We start from the raw sequence: 17,784 nt of genomic DNA, 5'->3' as shown, positions 1-17,784 counted from the left end.
ATATGGAAGCTTTTGTAAGAGAGACAGGCAGAGCCGTTGTTATTCCAAATGACAACATTAATACGGATATTATCTTGCCTAAACAATTTTTAAAAAACATTTTAAAGACCGGCTTTGGTAAAGATTTATTTTATGATTGGCGTTATAATGACGACGGTTCGTTGAACGAGGCGTTTGAATTGAACAAACCAGCACATCAAGGGGCTTCGATTTTAATTACAGGGCATGATTTTGGATCAGGCTCATCACGAGAACACGCGGTTTGGGCGTTAACGGATTATGGATTTAGAGCAGTGATTGGCGGTGGATTTTCAGATATATTTTACATGAATTCAACTAAAAATGGTTTGTTACCAATTGTGTTGCCCGAAGAAAACCGGAGAATATTGCGGGGTATTCAAGCAGATGAAAATATTCAAATTGATTTACCTAAACAAACAGTGACCTATAACAACTATACTTTTCATTTTGATATTAATTCACAATGGAAAGAAAAGTTTATCAATGGTGAAGATGACATTGATAATACGATGAAGTATGAAAAATTAATTGCTGCCTTCGAAAAGCAGCGACCTAATTTTGGATAAGTAAGTATTTTACGGAAATCAAATATTAAAAGGATGGTAATTTATCATGACAGAAGCAACAACAGCAAAGATTCATTGGAATGGTGGCGTTCAAAGTGAAGCGATTGACATTTTGAAAGAAGATGGGGGGATGATTGTTAGTCCAACAAAAGTGGGTTACATTATTATGACTTCAGATGATAAAGGACTAGAACGCAAGTTTGCCGCTAAGAATCGTAAGCGTAATAAGCCAGGTGTCGTATTGTGTGGTTCAGTAGAGCAAGTTAAAGAATTAGCACAAATGACACCTGAAATCGAACAAATGTATCAGCAACATTGGCATGAGGATATTCTGTTAGGTTGTATTTTGCCTTGGAAAGAAGAAGCTAAGAGCAAGATACCAAATGACGGTACAAAAGATTTGATGATGGATAAACGTGAAACCAGTTGTTTTGTTATCAAGTTTGGTACACCAAGTGAAAATATTGCCAAAGAAATGTGGGAAAAGTACGGTAAGTTCTCATTTGCAAGTTCAGCTAATCCGTCTGGTAAAGGGAACCGTGGTTTGGTAACCGGTATTGGTGACCAAATTGAAAATGCTGCTGACTTAATTATTGAGGCCGATGATTATGTGGCATCCATTCAACCCGACAAGACACTAGATACACGCTACGAACAAGGCGTGATGGTATCTATGGTTGATGAGTCAGGTAAGCTTATTCCAGAACAAAATGGTGCCGTGGGCATTCAACCAGCCCCAATCGTTATTCGTAAGGGATTAGATGTCGACAAAATCATGAAAATTATGAGTGATATTTTCTCGTCATGGGACTATCGTCACGGATTTTATTATTAAAAAGTGCATAAAACAGTTCAAAGTAAAACTAGGCCTATATCATTTATTCTACTGATTGCGAGTTGCTAAAAGGTAATTAGAAAACGAAAGAATATCTCAACGATAGTATTTGTTGAGATATTTTTTTGTTGACAAAATAACATAAAATCCATATAATATTTTTGAACATATATTATATGTCGTATAGTATTGGAGAAAATAAGTATGGCAATTCAAATGAGTTCAGAATTATTGGACGGTTGCGTTTTAGCGATATTAGACAAGGAAGATTATTATGGATATGCGTTAACACAAAGAGTACAGGAGACAATTCCCGTTTCAGAGTCAACATTATATCCTGTATTACGGAGATTAAAAAATAATCAATTTGTTACAACGTATGATCAACCTTATCAAGGCAGAAATCGGCGTTACTATCAGATTACAACACTAGGTCGTGACCAATTGGCTAACATACGCCAAGATTGGGTAATATTTCAAGCAAACGTTGACACATTATTAAAGGAGAGATAAGCAGATGGAGAAATATTTAGCTGAGTTAGAGCAACTATTACATCAGTTGCACCATTCAGATAAAGAGGAAGCGATGAATTTCTATCGAGAGTACGTGATGGACGCTGATTTAGTCACATATGAGCAATGTATTAGTGAATTAGGCACGCCAAAACAACTCTCACGAAAAACTTTAGCTGACTATTCAATTAAGGCTGACGAAAAATCAGCGGATGATACAACTAGTAAAAATCCACGATCAAGTATTAAGCTGATTTGGTGGATTGCATTAGCATTACTGGCATCACCGTTAGCACTGCCTATATTCGTTATCTTAGTCACGCTCGCTGCTGTATTTTTTGCACTCTTAGTTACTTTTATTGCAGTTGTCAGTGCACTGAGCCTGACAAGTATTTTATTAGTCATCATCGGAGTCAGTGTTTTGCTGCAATCAATCTGGACGGGTCTGTACTATATTGGTTGTGGTTTGCTCATATTGGGAATAATGTTGACAGTAATACCAGCTGGCATTGGTCTCTTGAAGTGGCTAATTGATAAAACAGCACAATTAAGCAAGGCAATTTATCGACGTTTTACTGATAAAAAGCACATGCATCGGGAGGGTAAATAACATGAAACGAAGTGTTAAAATTGGATTGAGTTTGATCGTTATTGGTGCTGTGCTAGCTTTAATTGGATTTATTTTTGGTGGCGGTTCTAGCGCTATTTCTTGGAATAATGGACTCAAAGTTACTGATCGAAAAACACAAAAAGAAAAAATGGTACGACAAACATATACCTATAATGAAGTGAAAAATATTGACGTGTCAACATCGTTACCTGTACGTATTATCACAGGAGATGTTGAGAAAACCACTGTTAAAGTAATGACGTACCAGAAATTACCTGAGTTGAGCTATCAGCAAAATCATTTGAAAATTACTGATAAACAGGCTGCTGGTATATCTCAAGGTAATATTAACATTGAATTGAATATTACTGGTTTATCTTGGAATCATGGTAACTACGGATACCAAGAAGGTATTGTGATTACGGTACCGCAATCACAAAGGTTGTCTGATATTCAAATTGACGGACATAATAGCAGTGATGTTAGCCTCTCTGATGTTAAAGCAGATAAAATAGCGATTCAACATGTTGCTGATACAAGTTTAAAAAACATAACAGTTAAAGATGACGTAATGCTTGATGATGTTGAGGATACTAATTTAAATGATGTGACTACAGCTACAGCTACCATTAAAAGTGATAATGGTGATTTAACGATACAAAATACACGAGTCAGTGATAGCGTGAATATTCAACTTGAAGATGGTGACTTGAACATGCATCACAATCATATCAATACGGGTAAAATAAACACCTCATACGGGGATGTTGCTTTAACGAATAATCAACTATCTGGTCAACTTACTGTCATAGCACAAGATGGCGATATATCAGCAATGATTGGTAAAAGTAGTGTGACTGCCAAAACGCTTGACGGGGACATTGCTACTTTCAATAGTTATAATGATGACCAGAAAAGTTACACACATCAAGGAACAACTGGAACATACGTCATATCAACAGATAGCGGAGATGTGACCATTAAGTAGTAGTTAATATACATTTTCATTAGTTATATATTAAAAAAATAACAAAACCCTTGCTTTGATTAGATTTAAATAATATAATTAGTTTTGTATTAAAAAATGTAAATTATATGAAAAAGAGGAAAAATTATGAACAAAAAAATTAAAAAAATGAATTATTCTCTCCTCTACCTACTTCTCAGTTGATGTTTAGTAGGTTCTTTGAGTGACTATCTACTAAACCAATAGGTTATTGCATAGTAGATAGTTGGGACAAGTGAGCAAAAACACCCCAACTGGTAAATGTTGAGGTGTTTTTTTGTTCTTTTTAACTTAAAAAGGTAATAGCACGAATTAAAATGTGCGTCGTGCTAGAAAATAATCGAAGGTAGTATGAAAGGACAAGTTTAGTTCGTTAAAGACACAATTTGTTCAGCATATTTACGCGATAATTGCTGCTGTGATAATCTTATTTTTACAGCAAAAAGGGAGAAAAATTTATGATGTTAAATATAAAAAAACAAGCAACCGTTCAGTCCGATGCGATACGTTATGGCGCAATAATTCTTCTTTTTTTGATATCAGGAATGCTATTGTTAATGACAAGTGCTACTCGATATCCTGAAATGATAGCGATGGCTTATCTTTCCTTCACAATGGGATTGCGGCATGCTTTTGATGTAGATCATATTGCAGCAATTGACAACATGACACGTAAGATGCTCAACGATGGTAAAAATACACGAGGTGTTGGTTTTAGTTTTTCATTTGGACATTCAATGGTTGTGGTGTTAATGGCATTGGTAACCGTACTATTTGTCGAATGGGCAAAACATTCTATGCCTATTTTTGAGCAAATAGGAGGTGCTTTAGGCACGCTGATTGCAGCTACCATGTTGTTGATGTTGGCTCTCGTTAATAGTGTTATCTTGCATGATATTTGGGTGAAGTTTATCGCTATGCGCAATCATCATACTAAAGCCAGTACGGACAGCCAAATTAATTCATCTAAGATTTATCGTTTATTTTTGAAACTATTAGGAATGATTAAGCACAATTGGCAAGTAGCAATTGTTGGCTTTCTTTTTGGATTAGGCTTTGATACTGCTACTCAGATTGCGGTATTAGCAACATCTGCTACCGCTGCAAATGCTGGAGTCCCCTGGTATGCAACATTGGCTTTTCCGTTATTATTTACAGCTGGTATGTGTTTGATGGATACCATTGATGGTTTTTTTATGAGTACGACATATCGTTGGGTATTTTCATCACCGTATCGTAAAGTGTATTACAATTTAACAATCACAGGGATTTCTATAATGGCAGCCGGATTTATTGGATTTATTGATTTTGTTCAGGCATTTAGTGTGATGTTTAGTTGGAATAATGCGTTGACACGGTGGGCGACGTCGCTAGATTTTAATCAGATGGGTATTATATTAGTTGCACTGTTTGTTGTCGCCTGGGTCGTTGCGATTACTATTTGGCACGTGTTTAAATTGGCTGATAAGGAACAAATAATTTGAATTATCATTATAAAAAATACGCTAAGGCAGATCAAAAATGTTATTTTAAGTTGATATGCTGGTTGCGTTTTTTATTTTAAATTGCGTAGGCCTATCTCTCTTTGAATTATGATAAAATGAGAACAATCATTAATATGTAGATGGAGATCATTCGAATGATAAAAATTGTTGACGTAACTGAAGAAAATAAAGCCTATTGGCAAAATATTTATATGCAATCATTTCCAGCATATGAGCGACTTGATTTTATACAGTTAGCCCAGATGGCTAAGACAAAAGAGTCAATTAAGATGGCTTTAATCGTTGATGAACAACCAGTTGGTATTTTGCTACTGGTTGAAATATCGGTACAAAAAGTATTCGTACTCTATTTTGCAGTTGATACGAACATTCGTGGAAGAGGGATTGGTAGTCAAACAATTGATGCATTAAAAAACCAGTATCCCAATGGGGTCATTTTAGAATCAGAAATTACAGGTCAACAAGCAGATAATGAAGTACAACGTGTGAAACGATACGACTTTTATAAGCGCAATGGGGTTAACGATTCGCATCTCGTGACTAAGAACATGGGTGGGACTTTTCATTTATTACGTACGACAGATGACATTTCTGAGGCTGACTATCTCAACGCAGTATCAGAATTAGGCATTGAAGCCCAAGTTGAAGAATTTTAGTCATAAAACCAATATTTTTGACAGAGCAACACTTTTGTTTTCAAAGAAATTCTGCGGTATGATATAAAAATGGAAAACTGGCTTACAAAACGTGCACGACTCACGCCAAATCGGATTGCCGTACAGTATAAAAATAAACAATTAACATTTCGAGAAGTGGCTGACCAAGCATACGATATGGCCCAAAAAATTGCGACAGTTACCCAAGACGATTCTCGCGTGGCGTTGATAATGAATAATACGCTCACGGGTTATTTAGTGATTATGGCACTGCAGCAACTTGGCAAAACCATTGTTTTTATAAATTGGCGTTTATCAGTAGCAGAAATTAATTATCAAATTGCAGATGCGGGTGTGACAACAATTTTAACAGATGATGCCTATGTGAGTGAGCTAAGTATTGCTAAGCAAATTAAGTTTAGTGATTTGTCAACACAGCAAAAGATAACACCAGTTGAAACTTTCCCTGAAGACTTCGTGACAAGTATCATGTATACTTCGGGTACAACGAGTAAAGCCAAAGGCGTTATGCAAACCTATCAAAACCATTTCTATTCTGCGATAGGAAGTGCTTTGAATTTAGGATTAACAGCTGATGATTGTTGGTTAGCCGTGGTACCTATCTTCCATATTAGTGGATTTTCGATCATCATGCGTGGATTAATTTATGGTATGTGTGTCGTCCTACAACCTAAATTTGATGCGCATCAGGTTAATCAACTGTTGATTGAACAACCGATTACTACTATATCAGTCGTTCCAGTGATGTTAAAACAATTACTTGCTAATCTACCAAAAGGTGCTCATTATAATCATCATTTTCGAGCAATGCTTCTTGGTGGTGGGCCAACAGACCTTGCAACACTAAATCAGGCACAGGACCACCGAATTCCTGTCATTCAATCGTATGGCATGACAGAAACTGCCTCGCAAATTGTGGCACTCGATGCAGAAGATGCGGTTCGAAAGATTGGATCAGTGGGGAAACCATTGTTTTCAGTGCGTCTAAAAATCGCTGATCATAACGGAAAAGTATCTCGGGAGGGGAATATTTGGATTCAATCACCAACCTTAACGATTGGATATCTCAATCAACCAGATAAACTAGCTGAACATCTGATTGATGGTTGGTTTAATACTGAAGATTATGGTTATTTGGATGATGAAGGGTATTTATTCGTTCAGGGACGTGAAGGTGATATGATAAATTCAGGTGGTGAGAATATTTTCCCCGATGAGGTTGAAGATATTTACGCAGAATACCCAGGGTTAAATAGAATAGTCGTCGTCGGGGTACCGGATCAAAAGTGGGGTTCAGTGCCAATAGCTATCGTTTTGGGTGAGAAATTGCAAAAAGATGCTTTAATTCAATTCGGTCGAGAGCACATTGCGCATTATAAAATACCAAAACGATTTTATTTGGCTCACAACTGGCACACTACTGCTAGTGGAAAAACACAACGTAAACCTTTTTTAGCTGAACTCGAAAGATTAAAGGAATTGATATGACATTATCTCCAAAAAATACAGATGTGAAATCTTTATTCAATACAATCGCACCGGAATATGACAAGATGAATAACATTATCAGTCTAGGCTCACACAAAAAGTGGCGCCAAAAAGTTATGGACAAAATGGTCTTTCCAAAAAAAGCACAGATCATTGATTTAGCTACCGGAACTGCTGATTGGGCAATTGCATTGGCAGAAAATAGTGATGCTGATTCTAAGATCATTGGCTTAGATTTCAGTGAATCTATGCTTGCGGTTGGGCAAACAAAGGTTGACATAAGTGACTATTCGGAAAAAATCACACTTGAGCAAGGAGATGTGATGAATTTAGATTTTCCTGATAATAGCTTTGATATTGTGACTATTGGTTTTGGATTACGTAATTTACCTGATCCACAACAGGGAATTAGAGAAATGTATCGTATTTTAAAACCAAGCGGACAGCTTGTCATTTTAGAAACATCGCAACCCGATAGTCCCCTTGTTAAGCCATTTTGGCAGTTGTATTTTGGTCATGTTATGCCATTATTTGGACGTGTGTTTGCCAAGGGAAAGTATCAGGAGTACAAATATCTCGATGAAACGACAGAGCATTTTATGGATTATATGACCCTTGGACAATTGTTGCTAAAGTCGGGCTTCAAAAAAGTTAGAATTTCTCGTTTTAATTTGGGTGCCGCCGCCGCACACTATGCGACAAAATAGGGTTGGACACCAAATACTGCATTGATACGCAAATTAATGCAAAAAAATCAGCTATCTTTATGATTTGGATAGCTGATTTTTTAATTTTTCAGAGAAATTTTATTGTGTCACTTTTTCGATTGCTTTCAGTTCTTTTAACTTCCAACTAACATAGTTTTCGCCATTTGGAATGGTTTCAGTTACATTAACAATGGGAATATTGTTTTCCTTGGCTAAATCGATTAGGTTAGAGACCGTTGAGCTTGATGTCTGCGTATTATTAACAAAGAAAGCAATTTTATGGTTCGTAATTGCTGATTTAAGAGCGGCTAATGTTGCGGGTGAAGGATCATTACCTTCCTCAATGGCTTCAGAGAAATCTGTATCCATTATTTTGTATCCTAAGTCATCGAGCATATACTCAAAAACAGGTTCAGTTTGGGCAACGGTTTGACCATCAGCTTTTTTAGATATTTTTGTGATTAAATCATTCACAGGTTTCAGGCTAGCAACGTATTTTTTAGCGTTCTTTTTGTAATAATCGCGATTCTTAGGGTCTTTTTTACCAAGCTCGGTTGCTAGATAATTTGCTGTTTTACTCATCGTTTCAGGATCATTCCACAAGTGCGGGTTAACACCTGCTTTTTTGTTTAAGACATCTTCACCGATACGAACAAGTTTTGTATTCTTAGAAGTTTTAGCAAGCTTATTTAGCCAAGAGTCATATCCTAAACCATTAGCAAGAACGATATCAGCACCACTAACTTTTTTGGCAACCGTGGTTGTTGGTTCATAATCTTCAGGAGAAACGTTCGCGTCCTTGATAATCGCGGTTGCTGTACCTTGTTCGCCAACCACTGTTTTGGCAATTTCAGCGTAGAAGTCGGTGGATGCAACAATGTTTATTTTTTGGTTGGATGACGACGAGGAATTGCCATTGAATAAGGCAACACCAAGAACGATGATGACAATGGCAGAGAGTGCTATAATTATTTTTTTCATGAGTTATTTCCTATTTCATTGAGTTTTGTTAAAAACTGGGTGATGGTTTGCTGTTGTTCCTGTGTGAAATCAGTCATAATGGTATGAATATTATCGTGCATAGTGACATGGGCCTGCTTATGGAGTTGTGCCAATTTTTCGCCGTCTTCAGTCAGTAAATAGTGAGTGCTCCGTTTATCAGAATCATCTACCACCGCTGTGACATAATGATAGCGCATCAGGTTTTTAATAGCTTTGGTGATAGCAGGTTTTGATAGATTCATTTCAGCAGCTAATTCTGTGTTGGTCTGTGATTGTACTATTTTAAGCAACATCAGCAAGTGAGCTTGTGTTGAATTAATCTTTTGTCCAGCGGTTACGACTACGAGTTCAGAATTGGTAGCGTATTCTTGAACAAAAGAGTTAAGTTCTTGAATAATCTCATCTGTTTTTTCCATAAACACCCCTTTTTAGTTTACTGGTTAATTAACCAGTTAATTATATAATGTAAGTGAAGCTGTTGTCAACAAGTTATTTCTGAGTACAAGGATAACAAATGTAAGTTTGAATAGTAATCAATCCTATGCAGCATATAATTGGTTGTGTGTCTAAACTAGACAATATAAAAAGACCGTCAAACAAAGTTTTGTTTGATGGTCTTTTTGAATATGTTTATCCTTTAAATACCCAAGCATCACCATTTTCAGCTAATAGCTTGTCTGATGCTTCTGGACCCATTGAACCTGACTTATATGTTTCCAATGGCGCTTTGTCTGCATCGTAAACAGCAGTAATTGCATCAACGAACTTCCAAGCAATTGATACACCGTTCCAATCAGCAAAGTTTGATCCATCACCATTCATTGTATCGTGAATCATACGTTCGTATGGTTCAGGTGTGTTTTTCTTGTCTTCATCAGATACTGCCCAATCCAAGTTAATTGTGCGTGTGTTGAAGGCATCTTCAACTGACTTAGCGTTAAGCTTCAATTCAATCGCACCCTTTGGATCAATAATGATTGAGAGTACTGACTCTTGTGCTTCTTGTTCTGAACCAAAGTTAAATGTACCAGCCTTAAATACAATATCAACACGTGTTTGTTTGGCAGCTAAACGCTTACCTGAACGAACATAGAAGGGAACACCTTCCCAACGTGGCAAGTCAAACTGTAATTCACCAGCGATGAATGTGTTGTTCTTTGAGTCAGCAGGAACATCTGCTTCTTCCAAATATGGCTTGTAATCAGCTGTATCACCAGCACCATATTGCGCACGAACGAAGTACTTATTTACTTCTTCTTCGTTATAAATTTTTAGTGCATTGAAGGCGGCATTCTTAGCTGCGCGAATGTCTTTATCATTGAATGATTCTGGCTTTTCCATTGCTAACCAACCAACAATTTGCATTGTGTGGTTTTGAATCATATCCAAAAGGGCACCAGTGGTGTCGTAGTAACCAGCACGCTCTTCAACACCCAGAACTTCAGACAAAGTTACTTGTACGTTTTTGATATAATCCTTATTCCAAGCAGCATCAAAGATTGGGTTACCAAAACGTAATGCAGCAATGTTTTGTACCATTTCTTTTCCAAGATAGTGGTCAATACGGAACAATTGGTCATCATCAAATGCATTTTCCAAATCACTTTGCAATTCTTCTGCGGTGGCGTATGATGTACCAAAAGGCTTTTCAATCATCAAACGGTTATAGCCAGTATCAGCTAGCAAACCTTCTGATTTCAAATATTTAGCGATTGTACCGAAGAAACGAGGGGCAACTGACATATAGAAAATACGATTACCATCAATATCAAATTTAGTTGCTGCTTCTTCGATTGCTGACTTCAAGATACCATAAGAAGCGGCATCTGTGACATCATGCGCACGGTAAGAAAAATGCGCGATAAATGCTTCAGCTTGTGCTTGATCTTCAGTAAAGTCTTTAATTGAATCACGAACCAATTGTTTAAACTCTTCGTCACTTAATTGTTGACGAGCTGTCCCAACAATGGCAAAGTGTTCTTGTAAGTATCCTTTTTTGTAGAGGTTGAAAACTGATGGGTAAAGCTTACGCTTTGCTAAATCACCAGTTCCGCCAAAGAAAGTTACCAACGTTTTGATTTCTGAAACCATGATGTTCCCCTTATATTATAATTAAATTCACTCTCCATTATAACGCAAAATGGTCTGGAAAAGTACGAGATTCACAAACATAATAAGCGTTGAACAAGTCAAAAGTTAATTAACTGACTAGTTTATACTAAAATATAGTTTAAACGGGTTAAATAGACTATATAATCACAATACGATTTTTCAGAGAGATGGTACTAAATGTTTTACTTAATTATTATTTTATTTTTAATTCTAACTTTCACTTTAGGTATTGGTGTAGCATTCGAAGGCCTAATTTTAATTGGTATGCTGTATATCATCATTCGATTAATGAAAAATAAACGGGATATGCGCAAGTGACTATAAATTAAGCGTTCAATGTTCCGTTATGTGAATAAGTTTCGTGTTACAATTGTTCTATTATTCGGAGGATTTATGCAAATTGACTTAACTGATAAACCGCGGTCACTTGATGAAAAGTGGCTACTTTTTGGTACTTTATTATCCAACACTGGAAACTCAATGATTTGGCCAGTCACGACACTATATATGACTGGTGTTTTGCATCAAAGTTTTACGATGGCGGGACTAGTTTTAATGGTTGGATCACTTATTAGTATGGTTGGATCATTTGTTGGTGGTAAACTATTTGATAGTTGGCGGCCATATGAAGCGATGGTAATTACGAGTTTTATCATTTTAATTGCTGTCTCCAGTTTGATTATTTGGAATGGTTGGCCCGTATTTGCTTTTTTTATTTGGCTAGCTAATTTTGGTATGGGCGCGGAACAAACGTTAGTTAACTCTTTTGCAACAACGATTCCTGGTGAAAAAACACGTATCGTATTCAATAATATGTATATTGTATTGAATATTGGGGTGGTTGTTGGGACCTTAGCAGTAGGATATTTATTTGATTACGGGTTCAACCTGTTAATGATGATTTCGGCAGCATTATATTTTACGTTAATGTTAGTTATTGTAACCAAATTTAATGTTCCGGTAGTTCGCACGAGTACTGAAGCAACAAATGACACGATACTTGAAGGAACAGAAAAAGTGGGTCGTGTAGGTGTACCAAGTCAACGTTTTCGTTTGACGCCAGTTTTAGTTGCCATTGGCGCGTTATTATTTATTACGTATTTATCCTACATGCTGTGGGAAACCGTGATGGCACCGCACATGAAAAGTTTAGGTATGCCAACACGTAATTATGCCGATTTATGGATAGTAAATGGCATAACAATTATTTTGCTTCAGAAATTTGTTTCTAATTGGGCAAACCGACGACCATATCAAGTTTCAGTTATTTTAGGCAGTATTATTTTTGCTTCTAGCTTTTTCTTCTTAATATTTGTAAAAGAATTTTGGCAAATTGTGTTAGTGTTTGAATTGCTAACGATTGGAGAAATGTTACAAAGTCCGCAAGTTCCGGCATGGGTTGCGCAAATCACGCCCAAAGGAGTAGCAGGACAGGCACAAGGGTTTGTTTCAATGATGATCAGCTCAGGTCGAGTCATTGGTCCAATTTATTCAGGTATGATGATGGATAGAGGCTGGATGAAAATTTTATTTTTGTCAGTATTTATAGTTATGTTAATTATCACAGCTTTGTTAGCAATCACAATGGCGAAACGAACGAAAATAACAGTGGAGAATAGCAAATAAACGATTTGTTATTCTTTTTTTTCAGTGCAAATTTTTTAATAAAAAAGCAATTTATCGTATATTTTTGATTGATTTGGTGAAGTTTATTTATTTTTGTAAGCGCTTGCAAAATATATAGAAATCATGTTATACTATAGACATAGATTAGGAGAGAATCCTAAAACAATTCAAGTTGTGTAAGCTATACGAATGATAGCTTAAGCGGATTTTCTTCAATCCAAGACAGTTTACCCAGTTCTCTGGCTGGAAAGTGATGGACGCGTGAACACGTACATGTAGCTGGTAGTTAGGGACGATTGTGGCACATAAGATGTATAGATCTTATGCTTGTTACATGAGGGTGAACTGTTTTTTGTTGTAAAATTTACGTGGTTTACGATTGCTATTAAAAAGCGAAAAACTTATTTAATCAGTTTTTCGCTTTTTAATAGCCGAAACTAGAACCTAAACTAATAATTCTTGGCCAGTTAATACATTATTTTTATTGACTAATCTGGGACACCTCTTCCAAATATACATCTTAAAGACGTAGCAGTCATAAATCACTTTATATATGGTTGTAATTTTTTGAAAATGAGCCCTACTACAGGCGTCACAATAAAGAAGTTTACAATGAAAGCAAATGGCGCATTCTCTAATATTTTAATTGGCCAAACGGCTATAAATTCTTTAAGTGTCAAATCACTCCAAATTATGCTTGATACCAAGCTCATTAAAGGTGCCATATGTATAACATGTCCTAAAGTAAAAGCTGCTTTTACTTTTGCAGGATGTGTTTTACCTGGAGTGACTAATTTTAATGCTATGTTTTTTGAACTTTTGTTCACAAATAGAAGCGAGAAAAATAAAGCAAAAGGTAAAATGATAATGTATTGGTTAATTGGAAATTTAATCATTTCAGCATTCACAGGCACACCTAGTAGAATCTTATTGTAGGTAAACATGAAATAAATCATAAGACTAGCTACTAGAAATGTATATAGTATACGCTGTTTATTATTTTCAGGCATTGATATTGTCCTCTTTCAAAAAATATGGTTGCAATAATATATGGTGGTTGTTATAGATTCATACTTATGTTGTGTTCGATTTATATTTTAAAAATAGTTTGAGTATTTGACACGATACTAGATGAAAAGTATTAAATTATGTTAAAAGCCAAAAACGTTCTATAAATGTGTGTCAAATATAGAACGTGAAATTGACTTTTATGATGTCATTTTTCTACTTAAGAGGTGACCATGTCCAGTCAGTGAATTCTGCGATATCACGACCTTCATTACGTGTGACCTCAAAGTGCTTTGCCAATGTGTCATCCATCTTAGCGATGAATGTATCAGCTGCTGCTTGATCAATCTTACCATTTGCTGACAAGATTTCGGCAGCTTCCTTAGCTTGGTGGAAGCGATCCAAGTGTGAATAAACACGCATGTCATATGTCGTTGTGATGTCACCATCTTCACGATAGCCATGCACGTATACATCACCCGTGAACTTACGTTCGAAGAAGAATGATTCAATCAAGTTTTCATAAGCATGGAATCCAAAGATAACTGGTGTATCAGCTTGGAAGTACTTGTTAAATTCTTCAGGTGACAATTCACGTTCATCGTTCATGTTAGGTTCTGACTTCTTTTGCAAACGTAGTAATTCAACAACGTTCACATAACGGAACTTAACTGATGGGAATGCTTGGTTAATCAACCACAATGCAGCCAAAGTTTCAATTGTTGGTTCTGTACCTGCAGATGCAAATGTAATATCAACATCACCAGAAGGTGCAGTAGAAGCCCAATCAATGATCTTCAAACCTTCATTAGCCAATACATCAGCTTCTTCAACTGTGAACCATTGTTGACGTGGTTGCTTTGAAGCAATTAACAAGTTCACCTTATGACGTTCTGAGAAGGCGCGTTCTTGAACAGCCAACAATGAGTTACCATCAGCTGGCAAATATTCACGAATGAAGTTAGACTTCTTTTCAGCCAAGTGAGTTAACATACCTGGATCTTGGTGAGTATATCCATTGTGATCTTGTTGGAATGCAGTTGAAGTTGCAATCAAGTTCAATGATGGATAGTCATTACGCCATGCTTGTTCTGAAGCGTGACGCAACCACTTGAAGTGTTGTGTAACCATTGTATCAACAACACGCAAGAATGATTCGTATGACGCAAAGATTCCAACACGACCTGTCAAAGTATAACCTTCAAGCCAACCTTCTGCTTGGTGTTCTGACAATTGTGAATCAATGATACGACCGGCAGGGCTTAGTAATTCATCTTGTGGTTCTTTGATTTTTTTCATCCATTGACGTGGTGTGACATCAAACAAGCCCCACAAACGGTTTGACATTGTTTCGTCAGGACCGAAGAAACGGAAGCGAGTTGGATTCAATTTTGAAACTGCGCCAAGATAGTTTGATAGCGTCGACATATCCATGTTTCGTTTGCTATCGCTAAACCCTTTACCACGCGTCTGCTCATTGATATCATTAGCAAAATCGCGCCAATTAGGTAACTTTAAATTCGAACGATTAGCACCGCCATTTGTAATTGGGTTAGCTGACATACGCTTGTCACCCTTAGGTGCAATAGCTTTAATTTCGGCTTTCAATGAACCATCAGCATTGAATAATTCTTCTGGCCTATAAGAGGTCATCCACGATTCAAATGCCGGTAATGTTTTCAAGTTATTTTGTGCCAAAGGTAATGGCACTTGGTGAGCACGAAATGAGTTTTCGATTGGATCACCGTTCTCATCATATTTTGGTCCACCCCAACCCTTTGGCAAACGTGCGATAATTACAGGCCATGCAGCAATTGTACCGTCTTGGTACTTACCATTCTCACGAGCATCCTTTTGGATAGCTTGAATATCTTCGATGGCTTGATCCAAAACCTTAGCAGCAAGTTCGTGGTAAGCTGCGTAATCATGAATATCATCATTTTCGATGAAGCGAGGTGAGTAACCCAACCCTTCAAAGAACTTTGTGATTTCTTCATCACTCATGCGTGAGAAAATAGTTGGATTTGCAATTTTAAATCCATTCAAGTCCAATATTGGCAATACGGCACCATCATTCTTAGCGTTCAAGAACTTAATTGAGTGCCATGAAGCCATTGAAGGACCTGTTTCGGCTTCACCATCACCAACTACTGCAAATGCAACTTGGTCAGGATTATCCAAAACGGCACCAAAAGCGTGGCTCAATGAATAACCCAATTCACCACCTTCATGCAATGAACCTGGTGTTTGGGCTGTCATGTGTGATCCAATACCGCCAGGGAATGAGAAACGCTTGAATAAGTGGCTCATACCTTCGATATCTTGAGTGATTTCAGGATAATCTTCAGTATATGCGCCGTCTAGGTAAGCATTAGTAACCATAACTTGGCCACCGTGACCAGGACCACCAACGTAAAACATGTTCAAACCATACTTGTTAATCAAACGGTTAGCATGTGCATACAAGAATGTTTGACCTGAGATTGTACCCCAGTGTCCGATTGGCTTAACTTTGACGTCTTCAGCCTTGATAGGTGTATTTGTTACTGAGAACAATGGGTTGCTCTTCAAAAAGATCATCCCAGCTGACAAATAGTTAGTTGCACGCCACCACTTATCAACAAGTTCCAAGTACTCTTTTGAATCGTAATTTGTCATAATATTAACGACTCCTTCCAATAGGTTTTATATAAATAGTGATTTTTATATCGCTGTCTACACCCATATTATAAGCCTAAAAAAAAATTAATCAATACCAATATAAAAATTGGGTCGTACCAATTCCTGTATGTAGATAGTATAAAAACTGATTCATGCATTACGAAAATTTTGTAATCTAAATAACGAGGCAGTCCAATTATTTTGGAAAAGTTCATATTTACAATCATTACTATTCGCTTAGTTAAAGCATCTGTTTACAAATTTATGTTCAAAATAATACATTCAATGTGGCTGCTGCCTTTATCAATGACATAGAAAAGGCATTTGGTGGAAGTAATTTCACCGTCAATGGAAATCTATTAAATCAAAAAAGGGTAATTCCTTTAATAGTTGGAATTACTCTCTTTTGGGATTTGAGGTATCTACTTATCTTTTACTGTCTCTGATCATATTTTGATAACCTTTTAAAAAATTCACTATCTCAATTAATTTATTATCAAACAAATGATTAACCAATAATATTAGAAAATATGGATACCGTTTAAATTTCTTGTAATTGATGTAGTCATGGGTTGCTTGTTGATAACCGAGAGTATAATCAGATTCCGAGTTTTCCGAATGAATATTTGGAAAATCATAATAGTCACCATTTTCATAATGATTTTTTATATAGTTGTGTATGTTAATCATGCTCAGATACCTGAAGACTTTTATATTGCGATATGGTTTGCTGTTTTTTCCAATAAATAACTATAAACGGTATGGTGATCAATAAAATACTTAACAAAAATTTCAATAGCGATTGATTAACCGATTGGTTTTGTCCCATATTTTTAATATAGTCAAAAATATAGTACCCGGGAAAAAATTGTTGTGTAATTGAAACTATTTTAATCAAGACACCCTTAGCCGATGTTACCGTATCCCATCGAATCATCAGAATGCCAAATCCCGTACTTAATGGCATACTAAGGGCAGTTATTGTCTTTTGATCCATATAGATACCGATCAAAAAACCGATTATATTTAAATATAGACTCATTACAAGTAGCAAAACAATTAATAGGACTAAATGCCAACGAATTGGCAAAGCCCCAAACAAGATACCGGTAATTAAAATAACAAAAATGATACAAGAATTCAAAATAACTTGCACGATAAACTGATCAGTTATCCATCTTCGGATACTATAATGCGAAGTTTGAGATTGTAATTTATAAAACTGATAGGTATCGCAGATCTTTTTGGAAAAAGTAACGACAGAATTACCTGAAATACCTATTATCGTAGCAATTGTAAACCACAGATAATCATTAGCCGGATTGTGTGTTGTGCCATTCAAAATACTTAGAATCATTAAATACCACGCTAGTGGGAAAACGACGGTGAATAAAATAAAACGTTTATTTCTGAATGTGTCTTTGATTTCTATCCAAGTAATCATTAA

The 17,784-nt window shown here is 36.3% G+C and carries 17 protein-coding genes; 10 read left to right on the top strand and 7 right to left on the bottom strand.

Annotation, left to right across the window (positions count from 1 at the left end; translation table 11 throughout):
* Nucleotides 1-2: 2 nt before the first annotated feature.
* The 9 genes from leuD (at nucleotide 3) to ubiE (ending at nucleotide 7,928) form a co-directional block, all read left to right on the top strand.
* Complete coding sequence (gene leuD, locus GJV51_02390; protein QGM24900.1) at nucleotides 3-587, top strand: 3-isopropylmalate dehydratase small subunit; 585 nt, start codon at nucleotides 3-5, stop codon at nucleotides 585-587.
* A 46-nt stretch (nucleotides 588-633) separates the two neighbouring features.
* Entirely contained in the window at nucleotides 634-1,422 is a 789-nt protein-coding gene (locus GJV51_02385) for a translation factor (SUA5) (GenBank protein ID QGM24899.1), read from the top strand.
* A 204-nt stretch (nucleotides 1,423-1,626) separates the two neighbouring features.
* Nucleotides 1,627-1,935: a PadR family transcriptional regulator gene (locus GJV51_02380; protein ID QGM24898.1), complete on the top strand. Its 309-nt coding sequence runs from the start codon at nucleotides 1,627-1,629 to the stop codon at nucleotides 1,933-1,935.
* 4 nt (nucleotides 1,936-1,939) lie between these two features.
* Nucleotides 1,940-2,545 carry a DUF1700 domain-containing protein gene (locus GJV51_02375; protein QGM24897.1) on the top strand — a complete coding sequence of 202 codons (606 nt, stop codon included), beginning with the start codon at nucleotides 1,940-1,942 and terminating at the stop codon, nucleotides 2,543-2,545.
* A 1-nt stretch (nucleotide 2,546) separates the two neighbouring features.
* Nucleotides 2,547-3,533: a DUF4097 family beta strand repeat protein gene (locus GJV51_02370; protein ID QGM24896.1), complete on the top strand. Its 987-nt coding sequence runs from the start codon at nucleotides 2,547-2,549 to the stop codon at nucleotides 3,531-3,533.
* A 476-nt stretch (nucleotides 3,534-4,009) separates the two neighbouring features.
* Nucleotides 4,010-5,035 (top strand): HoxN/HupN/NixA family nickel/cobalt transporter, encoded by a 1,026-nt coding sequence (locus GJV51_02365; protein QGM24895.1) that lies wholly within the window; start codon nucleotides 4,010-4,012, stop codon nucleotides 5,033-5,035.
* A 155-nt stretch (nucleotides 5,036-5,190) separates the two neighbouring features.
* A complete protein-coding gene (locus GJV51_02360) occupies nucleotides 5,191-5,712 on the top strand; it encodes a GNAT family N-acetyltransferase (protein ID QGM24894.1) in 522 nt (173 codons plus the stop codon).
* Between the two features lie 69 nt (nucleotides 5,713-5,781).
* The gene (menE, locus tag GJV51_02355; GenBank protein QGM24893.1) at nucleotides 5,782-7,221 is read left to right on the top strand and encodes an o-succinylbenzoate--CoA ligase; all 1,440 of its coding nucleotides are present in this window, start codon (nucleotides 5,782-5,784) and stop codon (nucleotides 7,219-7,221) included.
* Nucleotides 7,218-7,928: a bifunctional demethylmenaquinone methyltransferase/2-methoxy-6-polyprenyl-1,4-benzoquinol methylase UbiE gene (gene ubiE / locus GJV51_02350; GenBank protein ID QGM24892.1), complete on the top strand. Its 711-nt coding sequence runs from the start codon at nucleotides 7,218-7,220 to the stop codon at nucleotides 7,926-7,928. Before menE ends, ubiE begins: the two co-directional genes overlap by 4 nt.
* A 99-nt stretch (nucleotides 7,929-8,027) precedes the next feature.
* On the opposite strand, the gene GJV51_02345 is transcribed toward ubiE, so the two are convergent.
* From GJV51_02345 to GJV51_02335, 3 genes are all read right to left on the bottom strand, one after another.
* Nucleotides 8,028-8,909, bottom strand: a complete 882-nt coding sequence (locus GJV51_02345; GenBank protein QGM24891.1) for a metal ABC transporter substrate-binding protein — start codon at nucleotides 8,907-8,909, stop codon at nucleotides 8,028-8,030.
* Nucleotides 8,906-9,346, bottom strand: a complete 441-nt coding sequence (locus GJV51_02340) for a MarR family transcriptional regulator (GenBank protein ID QGM24890.1) — start codon at nucleotides 9,344-9,346, stop codon at nucleotides 8,906-8,908. The genes GJV51_02345 and GJV51_02340 overlap by 4 nt, the downstream gene beginning before the upstream one ends.
* Before the next feature lie 214 nt (nucleotides 9,347-9,560).
* Nucleotides 9,561-11,021: a glucose-6-phosphate dehydrogenase gene (locus GJV51_02335; GenBank protein ID QGM24889.1), complete on the bottom strand. Its 1,461-nt coding sequence runs from the start codon at nucleotides 11,019-11,021 to the stop codon at nucleotides 9,561-9,563.
* Nucleotides 11,022-11,435: 414 nt separating this feature from the next.
* Here GJV51_02335 and GJV51_02330 point away from each other — a divergent pair, with 414 nt between their 5' ends.
* Nucleotides 11,436-12,668, top strand: coding sequence for an MFS transporter (locus GJV51_02330; GenBank protein QGM24888.1), 1,233 nt, complete (start codon nucleotides 11,436-11,438; stop codon nucleotides 12,666-12,668).
* 542 nt (nucleotides 12,669-13,210) lie between these two features.
* On the opposite strand, the gene GJV51_02325 is transcribed toward GJV51_02330, so the two are convergent.
* From GJV51_02325 to GJV51_02310, 4 genes are all read right to left on the bottom strand, one after another.
* Nucleotides 13,211-13,678, bottom strand: a complete 468-nt coding sequence (locus GJV51_02325; protein QGM24887.1) for a hypothetical protein — start codon at nucleotides 13,676-13,678, stop codon at nucleotides 13,211-13,213.
* 214 nt (nucleotides 13,679-13,892) lie between these two features.
* Entirely contained in the window at nucleotides 13,893-16,334 is a 2,442-nt protein-coding gene (locus GJV51_02320) for a phosphoketolase (protein ID QGM24886.1), read from the bottom strand.
* 429 nt (nucleotides 16,335-16,763) lie between these two features.
* Entirely contained in the window at nucleotides 16,764-17,027 is a 264-nt protein-coding gene (locus GJV51_02315) for a hypothetical protein (protein ID QGM24885.1), read from the bottom strand.
* Nucleotides 17,020-17,781, bottom strand: coding sequence for a multidrug ABC transporter permease (locus GJV51_02310; protein QGM24884.1), 762 nt, complete (start codon nucleotides 17,779-17,781; stop codon nucleotides 17,020-17,022). Before GJV51_02310 ends, GJV51_02315 begins: the two co-directional genes overlap by 8 nt.
* Between the last annotated feature and the right edge of the window lie 3 nt (nucleotides 17,782-17,784).

The organism is Leuconostoc mesenteroides subsp. mesenteroides, assembly GCA_009676745.1.
Classification (GTDB): domain Bacteria; phylum Bacillota; class Bacilli; order Lactobacillales; family Lactobacillaceae; genus Leuconostoc; species Leuconostoc koreense.
The sequence above is the reverse complement of the archived record's forward strand: the minus strand, read 5'-3'. Positions and strand labels throughout refer to the sequence as shown.